Raw genomic sequence first — 22,545 nt, forward strand, 5'->3', positions numbered from 1 at the left:
AAAACAATTTAGGAGGAAGAAAAATGAAGTTATGGAAGAAATTAGCCTTTACTGGCGTTTCTGCAATGATGGTTGGAACATTGGCAGCCTGCGGATCGGGGACAAAAGAAAAAGCTGAAGCAAGTGATTCAACAACCCTTCAAATGTATCAAATCGGTGATAAACCAGAGAATTTCGATCAGTTAATGGACATTGCAAATAAACGGATCGAAGATAAAATCGGAGTCAAAGTCAATATCAACTACATCGGTTGGGGCGATTACGAGAAGAAAATGAATGTCATTATCTCTTCTGGTGAAAACTACGATATTGCCTTTGCCAACAACTATGTATCAAATGCGCAAAAGGGTGCATTTACTGATTTGACAGAATTAGCACCAAAATATGCGAAAGAAGCGTATGATTCTTTAGATGAAGCGTATATCAAAGGAAATTTAGTTAACGGAAAATTGTATGCCTTTCCAGTGAATGGCAATGTGTTTGCCCAACAAGTGTTGACTTTCAACAAGCCGTTATTAGATAAATACAATTTATCGATTGATGGGATCGAATCTTATCAGGATGCGGAAAAAGTGTTACAAGAATTCCATAAAAAAGACCCAAATACAGCTGCTTTTGCGATTGGACAAGGATTTAAGGTCCAAGGAGATTTCGATTATCCATTAGGGAATACATTACCATTTGCGGTTGATTTGAACGGCGATGACACTAAGATCATCAATCAATACGACAACAAAACGTTTATCGAATTATTACGTACGATGCACAGCTGGTATAAACAAGGATTGATTCCTAGCGATGCTGCTACTAGTAATAAAGATTACCCACTTGAAGGGAATACTTGGTTAATGCGTGGCGAAACGCAAGGACCATACGATTATGGCGATACGATCTTGACTAATGCAGCGAAACAAGAATTGGTTTCAAAAGCAATCACTGTTCCATTGAAGTCAACTGGACAAGCACAAATGGCCAACTTTGTCGTATCAAATACCTCTAAAAACAAAGAAAAATCAGTTGAATTTTTAGGTTTATTAAATAGCGATCCAGAATTATTGAATGGTTTAGTTTGGGGTATCGAAGGCGAAGCATGGAAAAAAGATGGCGATGACAAGATCAAATTATTAGATGGGTACCAACCAAACATGCACATGTCTGCTTGGAATACCGGTAACAATGAAATCTTATACACACAAGATACGATCACAGATCAAATGATCGCTGAAAGAGATAAATCAATTGAAGAAGCAAAAACTTCTCCAATCTTAGGCTTTAGTTTCAATACAGATAGCGTAAAAACAGAACTAAGTAATATCTCAAATGTCATGAATCAATACCTAGATGGATTAAATACTGGGACAGTTGATCCTGATGAAACATTACCAAAACTAAAAGATGCTTTGAACAGAGCAGGTTATGACAAAGTATTAACAGAAATGCAAAAACAATATGATGCATTTCGTAAGGAAAGTAAATAATTCAAGAAACTGAATCAGTTTCTAGAAAGAAGCAGAACTTTTTCCGAAATTTGCATGTCGAATTTTTGGAGAGTTCTGCTTTTTGATTAGTGTCCGAAGAAATGAAAGATAAGCAACCAAGTAGCTAAAAGTTCATTAGGATTTTTATCAAACTGGTTCTTTTACTTTTTTACTACTCTTGTATAATGAAAGGGAATACAATATTTTTTATGGAGGGAATCGCATGTTAGGTAAAGCACTAGAAACATTATTTATCAGAGTGTGGGTGGTCATGAAATTAACTTTTTATTTTTGGATCTATACACTGATGGGAGCCATCGTATTAGGGATTGGACCTGCTTATAAAACAGTCAACGAATTGTTTTATCTTTATGGTTTTGAATATAAAGAGATTACGTTTAAGCGAGGGTGGGAAACATTTAAACAAACATTTGTCCGTGGGAATGTGTTGTTTGGTTTATTTTTAGCGGGGACATTTTTGCTTGGCTATAATTTATACTTATCTGTTCAAATTCAAGGAATCCTTTTTTTGATTACTGATTTTATCCTGATTTTTAGTTTACTTTATATTTACTCCACTTATCAGTATAGCTTGATTTTAGATAGTGAATACGAAATTTCGATTCCTAACCTACTTAAGTTAAGTTTTGTTTCAGGCTTTTCCAGTTTTTCGACCTTTTTGAAATTGTTGATTGGCGGAGGCATTATTTTTTGGCTAACTTGGAATTATAAAGGACTGATTCTCTTTGGTGTGATTGGCTTATTGACTGTTTGGAATGGGCTGGTAACCAAACAATGGCGGGAAAAACTGGATATGCAGTTAGAAAGCTATGAATAAATGGCGTATTTTATTTTCACAAGGAACACTTCTGAATCGTCTTTTCCGAAAATATGCGCTCGTCCTGATTTTATTAACAACGGTGGCGACTGCTATCATCAGTGTTCATACGTGGGTACAAACGCAAGAGCAAGCCAAGCGAACGACAAGTGAGGCGTTACAAAGTACCAGTCGTACACTGAACGATAAAACGACACTAAGTAAAATCATTAAAGACCAATTGTTGGGGAACTCTGATAAAATCGAGAATGCGACTACTTATCTGACAAAACCGATCAATGAATATTTGATGTACGCTTATGATCAACAACAAAAAACGACCGATTTTGTCTCTTTTCCTTATCTAATGAGAGATATTTATGTCAGCTATGAGGAAGTCAGCTCCGTCTATGTTGTTTTCAGTCAATTGCCTGAGTATCTGGAATCTTCTAGAGCAAATAAAGGAGGGGTGATTAAAAGTGGTACGCCTAAATTGACAGATGCTTTTTATATCAAAATGTCGATCACGCAAGGTGGAAGCGAAGTCGGGAGCATGTTTGTCGGTTTTGAAAAAGCGGAATTGGATGCGGCATTAAAGAGTTTGAATACCTTTAGCGGCTTATCATTGTATATGATCTCTGGTACCACCAACCGTTTATACACATTCCATGATCAAGGAATGACAAAGGATAAACTAGCAACCCAAGAACAATTGATTACAACCAGCCTTCAAGAAAATTCCACTTTGCCACTGATAAACCTTGAAAAAAATAATTTCATCCAGTACCAACAATTACCCGATGATTACCGGATATTGGCTACTTTAGATCGTTCGATGGTTAGACGAGCGGTTATCCAAGATTTAACACCATTGATTTTCGGTGTATTTCTATTAGATGTCAGTCTGCTATTCTTTTTATACCAAACCTTCAAGCGCTATTCGCAACAAGTAGATCTCGTGATGGATGCAATGAATGAAACGGCCAAAGGTAATTTGGAGACGCGGATCGATACCACCCAAACGGAATATGAATTAAAAGACCTTTCTATAGGGATCAATGAGATGTTGGATAGCATCAACCAATATGTTGAAGATATCTATAAATTGGAAATCAAACAGCAAGATGCCCACATGCGTGCATTACAAGCACAAATCAATCCTCATTTTCTCTATAACACGTTAGAGTATATTCGGATGTATGCGTTAAGTGAAGGCAGCGAAGAATTGGCAGATGTGGTGTATGCTTTTTCGGCCTTGTTGCGAAACAATACTAATCAAGAAAAGACGATCAGTTTAAAGGAAGAACTGGACTTTTGCGAAAAATATGTCTATTTATATCAGATGCGTTACCCCAACCGGATCGCCTATCATTTTTCCATTGATCCATCATTAGCAAGTATCGAAGTACCGAAGTTTGTGATTCAACCATTGATCGAAAATTATTTTAAACATGGGGTCGATTTTACACGTTTTGATAATGCCTTAAGCGTGAAAGTGTTTCGTGAAGGGCAACGAGTCCAGATTATTGTGAAGGATAACGGCAAAGGGATCACACCGGAACGCTTGGCAGAGATCGAATCAAGATTGGCGCATCCTAAAGTCGAATTGTACCAATCGATTGGATTGCAAAATGTGAATGAACGTTTGCGTGCTAGTTTTGGACATAGTTATCAGATGAAGCTAAGTACCAATCAAGAAGGAGGATTGTCTGTCACTATTACATTTAAAGAAAAGGGGTAGGAACATGTACCGAGTGTTATTAGTCGACGATGAATATATGATCTTGGCAGGGTTGCAAAAAATTGTTGATTGGGCAAGTTTGGGATTTCAGGTAGTCGCAACGGCAGAAAACGCGATGCAAGGATTGTCTGTTTTAGAAAATCAATCCATTGATTTAGTTATAACAGATGTCACGATGCCCGAAATGAATGGTTTAGAATTTATCGAGGCGGCTCAAAAGGAACATCATGCGTTTGAATTTATGATTCTTTCTGGTTATCAGGAATTTGATTATTTAAAAAGTGGGATGCAATTAGGGGCCATCAATTACTTGATGAAGCCAGTTAATAAAACCGAACTGATTGCTAGTTTAACCAAAGTGAAGCAGCAATTAGATCATCAAATTGAACAGAAAAACCAGCAAGAAATCTATCAAGAAGTCCTTTTTAGTCAGTGGCTCAATGAAGAATTAGATGAAGTGAGTGAAGAAGAGATTTTAGACAAAATCGGAGGGAAACAACGAAGAGTTTTACTCGCTCAAGTGTCTAGATCCGTCGGGAAATCAGTGAATCAGTGGCTGAAAAACCACCAAGAACTTTTTTATTATCAACGAAACTTTGGAGACATGGAACGCTTTACTTTGTTGCTGGAAGAAGCGTCAGTTTCTGCATTTTGCCGCTTCATTCAAGAGAAGAGTATGGAAGAAAACTGGTTGATCAGTATTGGAGATGAAACAGCAGATCCCGATAAGATCCCTGAGAGTTATCAACATGCCAAAGATAATTTACAACTGCATCAATTTTACGGTGAAAAAGATCAACATATCTTTTTTGCCGAACAAGAAGCAGCGAAAGAACAGGCAATTGATTTTTCTTCGTTTAATCGTGTGTTAAAAAGCGGGCAATTGGCTAGTGCCCAACAAATGATCACTCAATTTTTTGACCAATTCCAAACTGCTGTGATGACACCGGATGATATCCGTCATTTTAGTTTTTTGTTGTTTATGGATATCCACCGGGAATTGATTCGGCTAGAAGACGATGAATATTTAAAAGGGATTCAACAGATCAATCAAGCAAAAACAGTCCAAGAACTGCATCAACTCTTACTATCTTTGATCAAGGAACAGCAAAAACAAGTCCGATATAGCGAGAATGTCGAACGAGTGATGACGATCTTACACGAACACTACCGAGAACCTTTAACCTTGAAAGAAGTTTCAGAAAGCCTGCATTTGAATGTGATGTATTTGGGGCAATTATTCAAAAAAGAAACGAAAAAAAGTTTTTCAACTTATTTAAATCATCTCAGAATGGAACAAGCGAAATGGTTGCTGCTGCATAGCAATCAAAATATCAATGAAATTTCTAGTGAGATCGGCTACAACAACACAACCTATTTTTCAAAGTTGTTCAAAAAAATCGTCGGCAAGTCACCAAAAGAATATCGTGAAAAGAATGGAATGATCGTATAAAATCAGCTACTGTGGTTCAGAGGAAAGTGCTCATTACCCTCATCAAGTAAATCCAAGGTGCCGCATGTCTTGAAGCTTGTTTAAATTAGTATAATTCGGTACAATTTTTCTAGATGATGTCTAGAATTTTGAAAGAAAGCGAGCATGAAACTTTCTTTTTTCTGGTTGGTGAAAAGAGGATGCAGGATGGATTTTTTACGTAAATATGGATTTTATTTTTTATTGTCAGGAGTAGTAAGTGATTTTCTGACGCCGTATGTTTTAGGGATTTTTTATCCCAAACTTAATCAAATGACTGCTGTGATCAGTCTTTTTGGGGATGTTGGTAGTCCCGTACGAAAAGCATTTTTGATTTGGTCGGTCATATCTGGCTGCTTGTATGTTTTGGCAATGCCAGCGTTATATCAAGCTTTTGTTACTACTTCAAAACCACTTGCTTTATTAGTGACAGCTGCCATCGGTCTATATGGTGTTACAGATTGTATTTTTACCGGGTTATTTAGTGTGGACACGAACGAAACTTCTTGGAATTTTTCGACTTGGATCCACAATCTTGGTTCAGGGATTGGGTATGGTGGATTTATTTTGTTCCCTTTATTTGTTTTCTTATTGTATCGCAAAATGGGCGATGCACAATTAACTCAATCGTTTTTTATTTTACTAGTTGCCAGCTTGGTTTTTGCAGGAATTTATGGCGCAGCACGTATTCCCGGATTAAATCAATTGCCGGTTTTGAATCAGTTAGGTTTTTGTCAACGGATCAGTTTCTTCTTTAATTATTTACCAATTGTGTGGTTAAGTATCTTACACATTAGGGCATAGCGGACTGTAGCCCTAACTAAATGCTGGAAATTCGTAAAACTGATTGAAACCACAGGACAAATGTGTCAGACTAAACCTTGACCGCACATCGTGATGTGCAAATGTATATCGTAGGGGAGTCTAATGAAAGACATGAGAAATATCAAATTAACGATCGAATATGATGGGAAACGTTACTCAGGCTGGCAACGTCTGGGAGATGACGATAAAACGATCCAAGGTAAAATCGAAGCAATCATCTCACAGATGACTGGAGAAAAAATTGAGATCATTGGATCGGGGCGCACGGATTCTGGGACACATGCCAGAGGACAAGTGGCAAACTTTAAAACGACTTCTCAAATGAGTCGTAATGAAATGCTAACTTTTCTCAACCGCTATTTACCAAGAGATATCGTGATCAAAAAAGTGGAAGAAATGCCTGAACGCTTTCATGCTCGATACAATGCGACAGGGAAAAAATATAGCTATTATGTGTGGAATAATCCCATTCCAACTGTTTTTGAACGAAATCATAGTTTCTATTTTCCGCAAGAACTAGACCTGGAAAAAATGAATGAAGCTTGTCAAAAACTAATGGGAAGTCATGATTTTATCGGGTTTTCTGCCTTGAAAAAATCAAAAAAATCAACAGTTCGTACAATTCATGAACTCTCAATCGAACAAGAAGGTGGCATGTTGCACTTTACCTTTGTGGGCAATGGCTTTTTGTATAAGATGGTTCGGATCTTGATGGGTACACTCTTGGAAATCGGTACAGGAAAGTTACCTGTTTCGGCGATTGATGATATTTTTGAGAATAAAGTAAGACAACAGGCAGGAGAAACCGTGCCGGCACATGGTTTATTTTTAGACGAAGTGTATTACCAATAAACATTCATATCAAATAGAACAAACTGAGAGAGTCGTTTGATTGCCTGTAGTAGGCAAAAGAATGGCTGTTTCAGTTTTTTTGAGTAGCCTACGCTCGCCCATGACTCCTCTAAGCGGTCTATTCACAATTTCGCTAGTTTCGTGATACATTCAGGACGAATTTACATATTTGACCAAGAAGTGAGGGGAAAAGTGGTGGAGCAAGAGCTAGCAGAATTATACAATCTCATTTTAAACCCTAATACCCGTGAATGGGAACGGACATTGTTGATCCAAGCGAAAAACCAAGTAGGGGAAAGAAAACAAAGAAAAGAAATCCTTGAAATGATTGAAGTCTCTTTACGACCACTAGCACTTCGGGGGAATTTGACGCCTGACGTCATGGACTTTTATTTGAAGATCACCCATGATCCGATGGGACAAGTGTCTTACGACTTTGCGAAACACCAGATCATCGATGAAAGCTATCAAGAAAAAGCCGTCTTTGCCGGGGGCTGTTTCTGGTGCTTAGTCGAACCGTTTGAAACACGGCAAGGGATTATTTCCGTGTTGTCCGGATATACTGGCGGGGAGGTCGAACATCCTAACTATGACCAAGTTAGCAGTGGCACGACTGGGCATGTGGAAGCAGTGGAGATTATTTTTGATCGGCGAATGATAAACTATGAAGAACTATTAGCGATTTTTTGGCAAGTCACCGATCCAACAGATGCCTTTGGACAGTTTCAGGATCGTGGGAATCAATACCGCTCCATCATTTTTGTAGAAAATGAAGAATAAAAAATACTAGCAGAAAAATCCAAGCAACAAGTGATCGCTTCGCATCAGTTTGCGGAACCAATCGTCACACAGATCAAGCCAGCAACAACTTTTTGGCCTGCTGAAAATTATCATCAACAATTTTACAAAAAACAACAAAAACGTTATAAGAAGATCAAGAAGTCTCATCAACAATTTTTATTTTTTAAGCGGGCAAAGAAAAAATGGTCTGGAGGAGACGAATAAGTACACTTATTCATTAGCAGTCACCTGATTCCATTACTTTCTTAGGGACATTTTCCCAATGAGCCGACGATTTTTCTTGTGGCAAAAAAAGATTCCTGTTAGCAATTCACAATTGATAAGCGTATAATTCACATAGAACAATAGTTATCAACAACGAAATATCACATACGCAGATTAGGAAAAAGAAGTGGTAAACCACATTTTTTTGAAAGCGTATACTTTTTTAGGAGGAGAAGAATATATGTATGTAGCAAATCAGCAGCGATACGAAAAAATGACGTATCGAAAAACTGGAAAATCTGGGTTGAGATTGCCTTTGCTGTCTTTAGGATTATGGCAAAACTTTGGTGATTATGATCCTATAAGTAATCAACGGGAAATTTTACGTGGTGCCTTTGATATGGGGATCACACATTTTGATTTAGCCAATAACTATGGTGGTCCAGCAGGAGCAGCAGAGAAAAACTTTGGTCGGATCTTTAAAGAAGACTTTCAAACGTATCGTGATGAAATGATCATTTCAACCAAAGCAGGTTATCACATGTGGGAAGGACCTTATGGGGAATGGGGTTCCCGTAAATCGATCATTGCTAGTTGTGATCAAAGCCTCAAACGGATGGGGTTAGATTACGTAGATATCTTTTATCATCATCGTCCTGATCCAGATACACCTTTGGAAGAAACGGCAGAAGCGCTTATGCAATTAGTTCGTCAAGGGAAAACACTGTATATTGGGATCTCCAACTACAACGGGGAAGACACGAAGAAAATGTCTGCTATCTTACGTGAAATGAACGCTCCATTTATTATCCACCAAATGCGTTACAATATGTTTTCAAGAGAGTTATTAGAAGAAGATTTAGCACCTGTTTTAGAAGAGACAGGTCTGGGAGCTATTACTTTTAGTCCTTTAGCGCAAGGGTTATTAACTAAACGCTATTTACATGGGATTCCAGAAGATTCTCGAGCCCATCGTAAAGAAATTCCTTTTCTATCAGAAGATCAAGTGGCACCTACATTGGATAAGATCAAGCAATTACAGGATTTAGCTGATTTGCGTGGACAGACATTAGCACAAATGGCTTTAGCATGGAATCTACGACAAGAGTCAGTGACCAGTGTGCTTGTAGGCGCTAGTCGACTTAGTCAATTAGAAGAAAGTGTTCGGATGATGGATAATCTTTCCTTCTCACCTGAAGAAGAACAGAAAATTGAACAAATCTTAGGACACTAATGAAAGCTGTTTTTTCCTTTTTCTCAGAAAAATAACGTAAAGGAGGAGTGGCCATGGCTCATCAAGATTACGTTCATCTGAAAACAATTGATACAGATATTCGTTCATTTATTTTACAAAAAAATAAGAAACTGACCATAGAGTCCCAAATCCCTTTTATTACCTTTATGAATTATCATTTTGAGTATATAAAAGAAAAAATCATTCAAGACCAGAATGAAACAAAAAAAATTAATCAAGAAATGCTAGAGCAGTTGAAAAATAAGCAAATAATTAGTCAAAATTTAAATACAATGATCAATCAAAAAGCGACTTTTGGTCAAAAATCAGCAGGTGCAATTGCCAAGTTTGGTGGTAGTTGGCCGTTTATCTTTCTCTTTGTAGTGATTTTAGGTAGTTGGATCTTGTTGAATACGTTACATTTTTTGGGGCTATCATTTGATCGATATCCGTTCATTCTTTTGAACTTGGTGCTTTCTTGTTTAGCTGCTATCCAAGCACCGATCATTATGATGAGTCAAAACAGACAAGCAACTAGAGATCGGATAGCAGCCGACCATGATTATCAAACAAACCTAAAAGCTGAGTTAGAAATTAGTTTGTTGCATGAAAAAATCGATTATTTGATGTCACAGCAATGGCAACAAATGCTAGAATTACAACAATTACAAATTGAGTTATTAACCCAATTAAACAAAAAATTTCAAGAAACGACCAAAAGTGAATAGTAGGACAAGCAGATGAAAAATAAGCTGGAATTCGCTCAAAGGAGTCATTTTTGCGAAACTACGGCTTATTTTTTTTGATACCATGAATTAGTTACACAAATTTATCAGAGAAATGATCAACGTTTGCACACTAATTTTAGTGTGCAAAGAAAAAAGAAGTGTGCATCTATACAGTGTCCTCTTGAAAGCGTTAGCACGACAAGGGATTAAAGCGCTTTAAAAGTTGGCACGGTAATTGCTTTATATAAAAGTGTAAGATACAAGAAAGGGAAGTGTAGAAAATGGAAAAGAAAACAATCATGCTTGTATGCTCAGCTGGAATGAGTACTAGTTTATTAGTAACAAAAATGCAAAAAGCGGCAGAAGAAAAAGGAATCGAGGCTGATATCTTTGCAGTATCTGCTTCAGATGCAGACAATCAATTAGAATCAAAAAATGTAGACGTTTTACTTTTAGGTCCACAAGTACGTTTTATGCAAAATCAATTTGCTGAAAAATTAGCACCAAAAGGAATTCCTCTAGATGTAATCAATATGCAAGATTACGGTATGATGAACGGTGCCAAAGTATTAGAACAAGCAGAATCATTAATCAATAAATAATGGAGGAAACCAACAATGCAAGAGCAAAAAAATCTTGAAGCAATCATGGGTTTGATCATGTTTGGCGGAAATGCAAAAAGCGATGCAATGGAAGCGATTGCTGCAGCGAAAAAAGGAGATTTTGAGTTAGCTGATACAAAAATCAAAGATGCAGAAGAATCTTTAGTGCAAGCTCATCACTCTCAAACAGAAATGTTAACACAAGAAGCACAAGGTAATCATATGGAAGTGACTTTATTGACGGTTCACAGCCAAGATCATCTGATGACTTCGATTGCATTTACAGATTTAGCAAAAGAAATCATTGATTTATATCGACGTTTAGATGCTTAAAGTAAACTGGTGAAATAGAAAAGAGGAAAGAAACATGGATAAATTTGTTGCATTTATGGAGAAACATTTTATACCTGTGGCATCAAAAATTGGTGCTCAACGTCATTTAGTAGCGATTCGTGATTCATTTATGGTCAGTATGCCTTTGATGATTTTAGGTGCGTTAGCAGTAATGATCAATAACTTGCCTATTCCTGGTTTCCAAGAATTAATGAATAAAATTTTTGGTGGCGAAGCTTGGAAAGGATTTGGCGCAGCTGCTTGGAATGGTACATTTGCGATTCTTTCAGTTTTGATCGCCTTTCTACTTGCTTATCATTTGGCAAATGGTTATCGTAAAGACGGCGTTTCTGCTGGAGTAATTTCTTTAGGTTCATTCTTCGCATTAGGCGGAGCGTTGGGCATGAGCTCAAACGGTTTATTTATTGCAATTATTGTTGGGATTATTTCAACAGAAATCTTTGTTCGTTTAAGTGGAAATGAAAAATTAATCATCAAAATGCCTGATGGCGTGCCACCAGCTGTAGCTAAAGCCTTTGCTTCATTATTACCTGCAATGATCACGATCTCATTCTTTGCTTTGATTGCTGCGATCTTTGCTGCATTTGGTGTAGATGATATCGTAGGCGCGTTTTATACAATTGTCCAAGAACCATTCATGGGACTAGCCAATTCTTATCCTTCAGCTTTGTTGTTAGCATTCATTACACCATTCTTATGGTTCTTTGGATTACACGGAGCAAACATGGTAGACCCTTTGATGCAAACAATCAATGCACCAGCAATCGAAGCGAATGTTAATGCGATTGCTGCTGGTCATAGCGCACCATACATTGTAAACAAACCTTTCTTTGATAGCTTTGTCAACTTAGGTGGTACAGGGGCAACATTAGGTCTGTTGCTAGCAATTTATTTAGTGGGACGTAGAAATAAACCTTATATGGTTGTTACGAACTTGTCGATCGCACCAGGTGTTTTCAATATCAATGAACCAACAATGTTTGGTTTACCAATCGTATTGAACCCAATTATGTTTATTCCGTTTATTTTAACCCCAATGGTTTTAGTATCTGTTGCTTATTTTGCTACTGCTACCGGACTAGTTCCAGCTGCAACGGTGATGCCACCATGGGTAACACCACCAGTAATCGGTGGGGTATTAGCAACAAAAAGTATCGCTGGCGGTGTCTTAGCTGCTATCAACTTAATCTTATCTGTCTTGATTTACCTACCATTTGTGAAAGTAGCGACAGTTCAAGAAAAAAGAAAAGAAGCATTAAACGGCTAAAAGCACATAAAAGAAAGAAACAGCACATACAATCAAAAGTAGCTATTCTTTAGTGAAAAGATCTTGTTTCGTTTAATGAGCGATCAAAAAAAACAGTTGTCTGACAGAGGTCATGATAACTGTTTTTTTTTGGATAAATGGCTCAAGGATAGCTTTCTTTTTTCTTAGTGAAAAAGAAGGATAGAAGGAGGTTTTTTTGGAGTTTAAAAAAAACCATTTCGATAACAAGCGTGCTATAATAGTGCAAATGTATAGGGGAGTGAAAGGACGAAATGAAAGGTTATGAGTTGGTTAAGATCAGAGAAAGACCTGAATGGTTGGAACAGGCAGCGCAATGGTTTACGTCAAAATGGCATCTTCCGCTTTCCTTTTACCAAGAGAGCATGGAAGATTCTCTTCAATCATCTAACGCTGTTCCTCAATGGTATATAGTCGTGACGTCAGAACAAAAAATTATCGCTGGAGCAGGGGTCATCGCGAATGATTTTCATGATCGTCCAGATTTGACTCCGAATGTTTGTGCGTTGTTTGTTGAAAAAGAATATCGTAATCAAGGAATTGCCAAAGAGATTTTATCATTTATTCGAAAAGATATGGGGGCGCTTGGGATTTCGCAGCTCTATGTAGCGACTGACCATACAGGTTTTTATGAAAGATATGAGTGGGAATATCTGACGACAGTGCAAGATAATGAAGGGATCCCGGTTTATTTATATCAACTAGCGATTTTTACAACGTGATCGGAGTTGATTACTCAAAAGGGTTCTTTGTCTGATCAGTAATCTTTTGTTTCTGGTGAGCAATGCCAAGAAAAATCGGAAATTGTTTTTTGATGCTATTTTTGTTGGTATATTGGTTATTCGAGTATTATTTAGTGGACGGTACTATTTTTTAGCTTCAAAAAAATTCCAGGAGCAATAGAAAGTTCTATCAGTCCTGGAATTTAGAATGGTTGATTTGTTGGAAAAGCATGAATGAGCTCGCTATCCTAAATAGGCGTTCCGTCTTTTTACCGAAAAATTAGGAAGCTTTCTTATTCATTCTTTTTTTCGCTCTTTTTTTGTTTTTTTTCTCGTCATAGATGAAGACATTACGTACTATTTTCAAAATAGGTCGTGCAGTCAAAAAGATCGCTCCTACTAGATAACAATAGGTACTATAACGGTCTGGAATATCTGTTAACAACGCTACGCTTCCAAAAATATAAAAAATCCCTGTCAATAAATCAACTGCAAGAGACAATAATGTATAGCGGTTCTGGAAATAAAGACGAAAACGTTGTCCAGCAATTTCGATATCTTCTTCTTTCCCAATATCTATTTCATGGCTTTTTCGTTTTATTTCTGGCATCTCTCACTCACCTATCTGTGAACAAAGCTAAGGTTTCAAAACAACTTTGATATTTTTATCTTCTTTTTTGTCAAAAATCTCGTATGCTCGGGCAGCATCAGCTAAAGGCATCGCATGTGTGATGATTTGGGTTGGATCGAACAGACCCGCAGCAATCATCTCGTAAATTTTAGGCATCAAATGAACGATCGGTGCCTGACCATGCTTCACTGTGATATCTCTCATGAAAAATTCTTGTAGTGGGTACGAAGAAGCCGGGGTCATATAAACACCAGTGATTTGTACGGTTCCAAATTTTTTGACAGCTTGCGCAGCCATTTGGATCGGTGAAATCGTCCCGCTTTGCAAACTAACGAGATTCTTAGCTTTTTCTTTCACTGGTTCCAAGCCATCCATCCCTACACAATCAATGATGACATCAGCGCCACCTTTTGCTAATTCGTAAAGTTCTTTCCCAGCAGACTGAGTATCTTCTAACAAATAAGTTTCTACATGATTGTAACGAGCGGCTTTATCAATACGATGTTGGACCGGATCGACAGCAATCACGCGCTCTGCTCCTGCCATAGCGGCAAATTTTTGTGCAAACAATCCAACTGGTCCTGAACCTAAGACCACTACAGTGTCGCCTTTTTTTACGTTGGCATTTTGAACGCTCCAATAAGCAGTTGGAAGGATATCCGATAAGAAAAGGACTTTTTCGTCTGCAAGATCATTGTCAGGTACGATAAACGAAGTGCTATCAGCAAATGGTACCCGAAGATACTCAGCTTGACCACCCCAATGGTTCCCGTTTAAACGGCCAAAGCCAAATAAACCACCATAAAGTTGATCTGGATTTGAGCGATCACATTGACTTTCCATCTCATGGGTACAGAAATGACAATGCCCACAACTAATATTAAAAGGAATAACGACCCGCTGACCCTTTTTTAGTTTTTTTACTGCAGGACCTACTTCTTCAACAATCCCCATTGGTTCATGACCAACGACATATCCTTTTTCTAAGACAGCCTCCCCATGATGATAGAGGTGAAGATCCGAGCCGCAAATCGCAGTAGCGGTAATTCGAATAATAGCATCTGTCGGTTCCACGATTTTTGGATCATCTACGTTTCTGATTTCCATTTTTTGGTTTCCTTGCCAGGTAACAGCTTTCATGAAATAAAACTCCTTTCTTCAAACCCTATAACATGTCATTTTTTGAACGAACAGCTAATTTCATTCTAAAGGAGGAGCTGGCTTTTGAGTAGTGAAACGCTTTTAGTAAAGGGAAAATCGTTTTAAAATAACTTGTGTATTATTTGGTTTACATTGAGAAGCTTTATAGTTAGAAGTATAATTAAATTATGTTGATTTCTTAGGTTAAGTAAATAACAGATTAAAAAATAGATCAAAAGGGAGGTTATTTGTGATAAAAGAAAAAAAGGGAGAACAAATCAGAAAACTGATGGTCACATTTGCTTGTTCAGTGACTTTGTTTGTGATTATTTCCGTAGGAATCATTCAAGTGACGTTTTTTGATCAGGCGTATTTACTCGGTCAAATCGAAAAAACAAAGTATAGCGAATTGGTCCTCGCAGAAGCTGCTCAGAATTTTCGGAAAGAAAACACAGAAGAAAGTGAATTTTCAGAGGTCGTTGCAACGGCACTTTCACCACGTTTTGTCGAAGAAGCCCTTCGACCATTTATCCAACATACATATGAAGAAACAAATTATGAGCTAAGAGACAGCAATGAGGTGAGTGAGATAATTGCTCAAGCGGTGGCTACAGTTGCAACAAAAAAACAACTGACTATCGATAAAGAGGAGAAAAATAAAATCGAGACAATGATCTTTATTTACATGTATCACTTCCAAAGTGCATTAGGTGATCGATACTTGACTATTTTTATCGAAAACATCGTGTCTGCTCGAAAAATAGTGGTACCTCTTTTTTACATCTGTCTGGGTCTATTGGCGTTTTGGCTAGTCTATTTATATCGGTTAATTAACAAAACACCCTTTTCTTTCCTACGTTATGGTATGTTTATTTTGGGAACAACTGGAAGTATGTTTTGCGTTTTAGCAGGATTGCTTTATATACAAGACGTTTTACATAATATAGCTTTTCATTCACAAGCGACTTTACAATTAATGACACATTACGTGCAAGATCTACTGCTGTATCCAGCGATTATTGGGGGCATTCTTTTGTTTTGTGCTGTATTATTCGGTGGGGGAAGTAAGCTTCTGCAGAAACGGCAAAATAAAAAGTGGCTGAAAACTGGAAGTAGTACCTTAAAAAAAGCCTGAGATAATAGCTAAATAAAAATCATTCGTTGAATGATGAAATACTAAAAAACGACTGTCACTCCCGTTACTAGGAAGTGACAGTCATTTTTTGTTGCGGTTGTTCCTTGTTGCTACCTTATTGCATCGATCATTCAAACATTTTCTTAGCAGCACGCATCAATGTAGGAATATCTTTGTCATATCTTGGAGTTTTAACAAGACGTGACATTGGAATACCAGCAAAATGGAAAGCAGCGATCTCGCCAGAGCGTACGGCACTTTGTTCCGTAAAGATCATTTGATAAGGTTGTTCGACAAATTCTCCAGTAAATGCCAAGTTCGTTGAGTGTTGAGGAATCACTTTTGGTCGGTCGCTTTTTGCTCGATTATTAAATAATGCAGAAGCATAAGGCATATACACAGGAATATTATTCACAACGCTATCAAAAATCTCGGTTTCCTTCGTTCGAATATTTTCAGGACCAGGATCGACTTTCGAAAGTTGTCCGATCAATTCTTCTAACATTTCTTTCCCAGTCATCTTGATATATTGCTTATCCACAAATTCTCCACGACGTCGAGGGTATAAGAAATATCCCCAAATGACGGTTTCGTTTGGTTTTTGTGAAGTAAAATGTGGTTGGTGATGAACGACGATCGACATATTGACATCTTTTTGTCCGAGTGGTGTGATTGGTGTAGTGGAGATAAATGAATTCAATGCATTACCAGGGACTTGTGTCGTGATCCGAGTAATTTCATTTAAAAGCAAATGGTCCTTAGTTGTTAAAGTGAAACTGACCCATTCGCTGGCATCACGATCGGCAAAAAATTTGTCAGGGTTACCTAAATTATAGAAACGTTCACTGGCTTTCTTCCACAAGCTAGAAGCAGCACCATAATCCATATTTTCAACAGCTGGTGTATCGTAGTCACCTAGTGTAGCCGAATCAGTAATTGATCCGTTAGTGAAAAGCACACCCGTATCACCATCAACCACGACGTGTTCTTCCTCATTGGTTAACGTGTTGATCATTTTTAAGCCAGTCACTGTAATTTCATCTTGCATCGGAGTTTCTTTGAATTCCCAATCGACTACGCGGCGGTTCAAAATGATTTGACATCCTTGGTCTTTTAAATAATTGATCAATGGCAACATGATACTTTCATACTGATTGTAGCGAGTTCGGTTTACTCCTACCAAATGTTCGATTTGTGTAAATTCATAAATCATTTGATGCATATAGCGACGAAGTTCTTGGGCAGAACTACGAGTACGAAAAGCAAAAGTTGTTTCCCACATAAACCAAAAGTTTGTCTCAAAGAAGTGAGGATCATCTTTGAAGTATTCTTCAATTGTGACATTATCTAATTTTTCTTCTTCTGAATCAGGCATGGCGATCAGCTTAGTCAATAACAAACGATCTTTATTGTTAAATCCTAGTTTGCCACCGTCAATAATCCCTTTTCCGCCTTCCATCAAACGTGCTTTATCAAATGTTCGGTGTTTTGCATCAAAATCTCTAGTATCTTCAGCCGCAGTCATTCCTGGTTCGGTGACAGAGGGGATTCGGCTTAAGAGATCCATCAAATCCACGTATGTTCGATAATTGAGCATACGTCCACCACGGGCGATATAGCCCTTTTTGTTTTCTAAGGGATGATTTTTATTCCAATATTCATCGACAACGGTATCCGTTGGGGCACCATCATTGGAGCCATGGTCATCTAAAGAATAAAACGTAATCTGATCACCACGCCAGTTTCCTTCTTGAATCAAATAAACAGCAGCTGCCATATTGGCGATTCCAGCGCCAATCATTATTGCTTTACTTTTTCTCATTGTGATTCCTCCAGTATTTTACAAGTGAACAGTCTGACGATTCGTTTCTTTGACTAGATCGATTCAAATTCATCATACAAATGACGATCATCTTCTAACAAGCCTGTCTTTTTACCAAGATAAACAGCACCCAATGTTAATATGCCTAGTCCAATACCTAGTTTGATCCATTTTTTACTCATAAGATGTTCCTCCTTTGTTTTTTCTCTCGTCCTTCTATGTAAAAGGATAGAACCTTTCATTCTAATTGCCAAATGATAGGGTAATCAAATATCCAAACTTTGGACAGATTGAACAGAGTGTCTAATTTTGAGCAAAAGTAAGTCAATGGAATCGAAAAGTTGGTCAGCTGAAAAAATGGAAAGCTTGGGAAGAAAATCAAGATTGGCAGAAAATCTGGAAAGAATGGTTTGCCAGATAGCAATGAAAGGATATGTAAGAGGTTTGTGTTATTTTATATCTGATGAATCATTAGGTAATTAGAATTATTTTTTAAAAAAAGTTTCATTAGATTTGATTTTAAAATCAAAATTCTAAATAAAATGCTTTCAAAAATAAAAATCGCATAAAAATTTTGTGTTATAGTAAAACTGTTAAAAATTCTATATATAACAAAAAAGGCAAAATAAAAAAGCACCGAGACAGTGCTTGCTTTAAAAGCTGATAACGGACAATGCCTTATTTTAACTCGCTATGTTGATTTGAATGCTACCAACAAATTGATTATAGCATAATACCAAAGAGTTACAAGTAGAAAAAGAAAATCACTTTGTCTAACTATTCATGATGGTTGGCAATTGTAAAGAAGACAACTTGCTAAGTTGTGTAAATGTTAAAAGAAGGGATGGATAGTGAATGACAAAGGACTATACGATTGGTTTAGATATCTATGCTGACTTAGAGCAACAATTAAATGAAAACATCGAACTAAAATCAAGGATTGATCAATTAACCACCAAGGTTCAGGAATGGATTAGTGAGGAACTCTTAGAACATGAATTAGATTTAGTCTGTGAAGAAATGAGTATGGTTGAGCTATTCAAAGCATTAAAAATAAGAATTACGACGCAACCAGAATTAATCTTTCAAAAAATAATGGAGATTTTACAGATTTATAAGTATCTAGTGAAAAAGAAATGCTTGGTTTTTATCAATGTTGGAGCGTACTTAACAACCACAGAAATGGCTGAACTACAGGAATATATTTCTTTGTGTCATATGCCTGTCCTTTTTATCGAACCACGAAAAATAAAAGGATTGAAGCAAACTGTTTTAGATCAAGACTATTTTTTGTGTGAAGAAATGTGGTAAAATAAGAACAATCAAAATAACAAAAAACAGCATGAATGAGCATTCAAGACGAAAGTTTTGCTATGGACGAGTAGCGCGATTACGAGATTTCGTGAGAAAAAAATTTTTCTGCGAGGTTTTAGAGCTATGTTGTTTTGAATGCTTCCAAAACTTTCGCAAGCTCTAACCACTCGTCGTCGTTGTTTTAGAGCTATGTTGTTTTGAATGTTTCCAAAATGTAGAAGCGTTGTGCTTTACTCGATCGCTGTTTTAGTTTTGTGTTATTTTGAGTGCTGACCTCATCAACTATGATAAGAGGTAGCTTTAGAGTTATGTTGTTTTGAATAAATGAAGATGCCTACTTTATCATGAAAAGTAGGCTCTTTTTTTACTTATATATAGGAAAGTGTCTTCAGTTGTTGAATCTGCTAAGTTTTGATCATTGAAAGGGGGAATCGTGCCTTTTAAAAATGAATGGGTATGTTTACGGAACAGGACACAATTGTTCAGTCTTATCAACATTGAAACGAATTCATTTTCTCAAAGAAAAGATGAGTTGCTAATTTCGTGCTTTTTCTCTATCATCAAACAGTAGGCATTTGTTCGTGAACTAAAATGAATGTGAGAGGGGACAGTGAGATGTTTGATACAAATTTGATAACTTATTTGGACTGGTTGATCGCAATTTTGAATATTGCTTCAATCATTATTTTGCTGGTAGGGATTTTTTTAGTCTTAAAAAATCTTTTTGACTGGCACCCACTGAAAAAAGACTACGAACAGCGTAATTTCCGAAATGCGGAAGTACGCAAATTATTGGCTAGTTATATTTTGCTGAGTCTAGAGGTGCTAGTGGTAGCAGATATCATTGAATCAGTTATCAAACCAACTTGGACAGATATTTTAAAATTAGCAGTGATCATCATTATTCGAACGATTATTTCCTATTTCTTGAATTTAGAAACACAAGATAAAAAGCAAGTAAAGGTAGGAACACATAATGGAAATTAATTTGATCGAGAAACTTGCCCCTTATTTGGAACAATTAGTCATCATATTAGACGTTTTTGCTATTTTAATCATTCTCTGGGGTGCCTGGTTAGCTATCAAAGATTTTCTCTACTTTTCTTTTACGGAACGAAGAATCAAAGCAGAGCGGATTAACCAAAACAATGCAATCAAAAAAATGTTAGGTGGCTATATCTTGTTGAGTTTAGAAGTCCTGATCTCAGCTGGTATCATTGAGTCCATTATCAAACCAACCTTGGAAGATGTCTTCCAGTTAGCTGCTTTGGTTGTGATCCGAACGATCATTTCGTTCTTTTTAAATAAAGAAATCGGCTCGGATGCACGACAATAAGTTATAAGTATCACTCAATTAGTTTATTATGGCGCGCCAACGTAGAAACATTTGCAATATAGAAAAAATCTCAAAACGACTTTCCATGTTTTGAGATTTTTTGTTTTGCTTTTTAATTGCCTAACATCAGCCATTTTACAGAACGAACGTTATTAAACAGTTGTTCTAACAACTTGGTTTCTTCACTGGAAGCTGGCTTTCAGCGAAGCATACGCCGTTTTTTCCCAACACGGCTTATCGAACTGCTTGAACTGCCCAGACAATCGATTTTTCAATTGTGTCTACGGAAACGGGAACAATTGTCGGAAACTGTTCTGCTTCTGGCGTATAGAGAGTTTTTTCACATAAAATCCGAGTGTTTTCTTGTTGTGCAGCACTTTTTATCGCTTCGTCTAAGTGCTGATAAACAACGGGATCGACTTCCATATCGAAAGTAGTGACGGACTCTAAGGCTTCTCGGTAAATCAGATATTTTACGTCTGAGTTGGTAACGATACGGACGTGGAGTTTTGTTTTATTAATGCGTAAAATGCCACTTAATTCAATAACGAAAGCGTCCAAACAATTGATTTTAAGTCGTAGTCTATAAGGTAATTGGGCTAACCATTGGTTGAATAAAGGCTGTATTTCGGCTAATAAGGATTGCTGTTCTGGGGACAGAAGATAAAATTTTTCAGGTACAAAGAGTTGATAATTATCCCATGCGGTGCGCATCAAACGAATTAAAGCGCGTTCGAATGCTCGGTTACCGATGAATTTTCGATTGAAATAGCTTTCAAACTGGGTAATCAGTTGCTTGATTGATTGGCTATCTTCAATGAAAACTTGATGGAGGTGACAGAAGTCTTCTTCGATTGCTTGGTAAGAATTGAAGCCATAATCACTGAGATTAAATAAGATCAAAGCAAAGTATACTTCATTTTCTTGATAATAATGTTTTAGTTTAGTTGTATGCCATGCATCCATCACATATTGATAAATGGGGCGTTTTTGAAGTTCGGATATAAAATCTTGTTCAATCGATAAAGGATGCTTTTTTTGAGACAAATAGCTGATCAACAATCCAATACGTAAGATCTCACGGTTGTCTTTATCGTAGATACGCCTACTATTAAAGGTTACCGATTCGATAAATTCATCTATTGCCAGGAAGTAGTCTGCTGGAAGTGTTGGGATCTTCAAGGTGCCCGTTCGATAAGTCACATTCAATAATAATAAACGACGTTCGATCTCCGTAAATCGTGGAGAGTGGTGTTGGATTTGAATGTCACAATCTTCAAAATAAGCAAGTACTTGTTTTTTTAATGAATACGCTTTGCTAACAGAAATATACTCGATTTCAGTCAGTTGGAGATAATCAGGTTCATTTTCAAGATATAACTGACAAGTTTTAAGAAATAAAGAAGGGCGTGCTAATTTTTGTATCAGGCGAAAACGAGGGATCGTAGGATCAAAATACAAGGAACAAGTATCTTTTTCTCGGTGGCTATAGATGATCTCATCCTTGAGTTCAGTTCGAATCGCTTTGATGTCATTGAGTAACGTTGTTTTGCAGACTTGTAATAAATGGGATAGTTCGTCTAAATCGATTTCTTTTTTGTGATAGAATTGACCGCAAAGAAATAACTGGCGTAAAATATTTTTTTCCAAATAGTCTTCAAACATTAAAACTCCTCCGTTTTGTAGATGGTTGAACAATGTATTATTCATTATGCCATGATTTAAAGTTTAAAACACCTTTATTTTTTTTCATATGAATGAAAAAGCTTGTGATGACAAGCTTTTTTGTTATAAAACGATGTTTTATAAAAATATAAAGAGAAAAAATTCTTGTGAAAAAAATACAATAAAAGTAAAAAATGGATGAGTAAACGGATAAATAAAATAATTATTTTTTTAATATACGTATTTATTTTTAAACACACTTAAGAAACGACAGTTTTTTATCTCATGTTTTTATAAAATATTCGTTATTATGAGTAGAAAATTCTGAAAAATCAGACTTTCTTTATTTTTTTCTAAAAAAAGGGGTTATTTTACAATGTTATAAAAA

21 protein-coding genes and 1 pseudogene are annotated in these 22,545 nt (G+C 36.7%); 17 read left to right on the top strand and 5 right to left on the bottom strand.

The window, feature by feature from the left end:
• The first annotated feature begins 23 nt into the window (after positions 1–23).
• From AB3I42_RS11275 to AB3I42_RS11335, 13 genes and pseudogenes are all read left to right on the top strand, one after another.
• Positions 24–1,478: an ABC transporter substrate-binding protein gene (locus AB3I42_RS11275; protein WP_081123429.1), complete on the top strand. Its 1,455-nt coding sequence runs from the start codon at positions 24–26 to the stop codon at positions 1,476–1,478.
• A gap of 223 nt (positions 1,479–1,701) precedes the next feature.
• Complete coding sequence (locus AB3I42_RS11280; RefSeq protein ID WP_010721012.1) at positions 1,702–2,316, top strand: YesL family protein; 615 nt, start codon at positions 1,702–1,704, stop codon at positions 2,314–2,316.
• Positions 2,309–4,036, top strand: a complete 1,728-nt coding sequence (locus AB3I42_RS11285; RefSeq protein WP_010736994.1) for a sensor histidine kinase — start codon at positions 2,309–2,311, stop codon at positions 4,034–4,036. The genes AB3I42_RS11280 and AB3I42_RS11285 overlap by 8 nt, the downstream gene beginning before the upstream one ends.
• Before the next feature lie 4 nt (positions 4,037–4,040).
• Positions 4,041–5,489, top strand: a complete 1,449-nt coding sequence (locus AB3I42_RS11290) for a response regulator transcription factor (RefSeq protein ID WP_034867981.1) — start codon at positions 4,041–4,043, stop codon at positions 5,487–5,489.
• Positions 5,490–5,675: 186 nt separating this feature from the next.
• On the top strand, positions 5,676–6,311 hold the full coding sequence (locus AB3I42_RS11295; protein ID WP_010721009.1) for a DUF998 domain-containing protein: 636 nt from the start codon (positions 5,676–5,678) through the stop codon (positions 6,309–6,311).
• A gap of 132 nt (positions 6,312–6,443) precedes the next feature.
• The gene (gene truA, locus AB3I42_RS11300) at positions 6,444–7,184 is read left to right on the top strand and encodes a tRNA pseudouridine(38-40) synthase TruA (protein ID WP_025480461.1); all 741 of its coding nucleotides are present in this window, start codon (positions 6,444–6,446) and stop codon (positions 7,182–7,184) included.
• Between the two features lie 195 nt (positions 7,185–7,379).
• Positions 7,380–8,189 (top strand): annotated as a pseudogene (msrA, locus tag AB3I42_RS11305) (peptide-methionine (S)-S-oxide reductase MsrA).
• Between the two features lie 241 nt (positions 8,190–8,430).
• Complete coding sequence (locus tag AB3I42_RS11310; protein ID WP_368022505.1) at positions 8,431–9,423, top strand: aldo/keto reductase; 993 nt, start codon at positions 8,431–8,433, stop codon at positions 9,421–9,423.
• 53 nt (positions 9,424–9,476) lie between these two features.
• Positions 9,477–10,151, top strand: coding sequence for a DUF1003 domain-containing protein (locus AB3I42_RS11315; protein WP_368022506.1), 675 nt, complete (start codon positions 9,477–9,479; stop codon positions 10,149–10,151).
• Positions 10,152–10,432: 281 nt separating this feature from the next.
• The gene (locus AB3I42_RS11320; RefSeq protein WP_010721003.1) at positions 10,433–10,753 is read left to right on the top strand and encodes a PTS sugar transporter subunit IIB; all 321 of its coding nucleotides are present in this window, start codon (positions 10,433–10,435) and stop codon (positions 10,751–10,753) included.
• 15 nt (positions 10,754–10,768) lie between these two features.
• On the top strand, positions 10,769–11,086 hold the full coding sequence (locus AB3I42_RS11325; protein ID WP_349700286.1) for a PTS lactose/cellobiose transporter subunit IIA: 318 nt from the start codon (positions 10,769–10,771) through the stop codon (positions 11,084–11,086).
• Between the two features lie 34 nt (positions 11,087–11,120).
• On the top strand, positions 11,121–12,374 hold the full coding sequence (locus AB3I42_RS11330) for a PTS sugar transporter subunit IIC (RefSeq protein WP_010721001.1): 1,254 nt from the start codon (positions 11,121–11,123) through the stop codon (positions 12,372–12,374).
• 272 nt (positions 12,375–12,646) lie between these two features.
• Complete coding sequence (locus AB3I42_RS11335; RefSeq protein ID WP_010737001.1) at positions 12,647–13,114, top strand: GNAT family N-acetyltransferase; 468 nt, start codon at positions 12,647–12,649, stop codon at positions 13,112–13,114.
• Positions 13,115–13,394: 280 nt separating this feature from the next.
• Here the strand turns inward: AB3I42_RS11335 and AB3I42_RS11340 are convergent, their stop codons facing one another.
• A complete protein-coding gene (locus tag AB3I42_RS11340; RefSeq protein ID WP_207414507.1) occupies positions 13,395–13,724 on the bottom strand; it encodes a YrhK family protein in 330 nt (109 codons plus the stop codon).
• A 27-nt stretch (positions 13,725–13,751) separates the two neighbouring features.
• Positions 13,752–14,885: an alcohol dehydrogenase catalytic domain-containing protein gene (locus AB3I42_RS11345; protein ID WP_010737002.1), complete on the bottom strand. Its 1,134-nt coding sequence runs from the start codon at positions 14,883–14,885 to the stop codon at positions 13,752–13,754.
• 250 nt (positions 14,886–15,135) lie between these two features.
• On the opposite strand from AB3I42_RS11345, the gene AB3I42_RS11350 reads away from it, so the two are divergent.
• A complete protein-coding gene (locus AB3I42_RS11350; protein WP_010737003.1) occupies positions 15,136–16,020 on the top strand; it encodes a hypothetical protein in 885 nt (294 codons plus the stop codon).
• Between the two features lie 127 nt (positions 16,021–16,147).
• Here the strand turns inward: AB3I42_RS11350 and AB3I42_RS11355 are convergent, their stop codons facing one another.
• Both AB3I42_RS11355 and AB3I42_RS11360 read right to left on the bottom strand, forming a co-directional pair.
• Positions 16,148–17,842, bottom strand: a complete 1,695-nt coding sequence (locus AB3I42_RS11355; protein ID WP_010720996.1) for an oleate hydratase — start codon at positions 17,840–17,842, stop codon at positions 16,148–16,150.
• Between the two features lie 53 nt (positions 17,843–17,895).
• A complete protein-coding gene (locus tag AB3I42_RS11360; protein ID WP_010720995.1) occupies positions 17,896–18,024 on the bottom strand; it encodes a hypothetical protein in 129 nt (42 codons plus the stop codon).
• Positions 18,025–18,697: 673 nt separating this feature from the next.
• Between AB3I42_RS11360 and csn2 the strand changes: the two genes are divergently transcribed.
• From csn2 to AB3I42_RS11375, 3 genes are all read left to right on the top strand, one after another.
• A complete protein-coding gene (gene csn2 / locus AB3I42_RS11365; RefSeq protein ID WP_258924867.1) occupies positions 18,698–19,153 on the top strand; it encodes a type II-A CRISPR-associated protein Csn2 in 456 nt (151 codons plus the stop codon).
• 618 nt (positions 19,154–19,771) lie between these two features.
• Positions 19,772–20,143 carry a DUF1622 domain-containing protein gene (locus tag AB3I42_RS11370; protein WP_010720990.1) on the top strand — a complete coding sequence of 124 codons (372 nt, stop codon included), beginning with the start codon at positions 19,772–19,774 and terminating at the stop codon, positions 20,141–20,143.
• A complete protein-coding gene (locus AB3I42_RS11375; RefSeq protein ID WP_010737006.1) occupies positions 20,133–20,492 on the top strand; it encodes a DUF1622 domain-containing protein in 360 nt (119 codons plus the stop codon). The genes AB3I42_RS11370 and AB3I42_RS11375 overlap by 11 nt, the downstream gene beginning before the upstream one ends.
• Before the next feature lie 234 nt (positions 20,493–20,726).
• Here the strand turns inward: AB3I42_RS11375 and AB3I42_RS11380 are convergent, their stop codons facing one another.
• Complete coding sequence (locus AB3I42_RS11380; RefSeq protein ID WP_010737007.1) at positions 20,727–22,157, bottom strand: helix-turn-helix domain-containing protein; 1,431 nt, start codon at positions 22,155–22,157, stop codon at positions 20,727–20,729.
• Positions 22,158–22,545: the final 388 nt, after the last annotated feature.

The sequence above is a fragment of the Enterococcus sp. C53 genome (assembly GCF_040887425.1).
Taxonomy (GTDB): Bacteria; Bacillota; Bacilli; order Lactobacillales; family Enterococcaceae; genus Enterococcus_B; species Enterococcus_B hirae.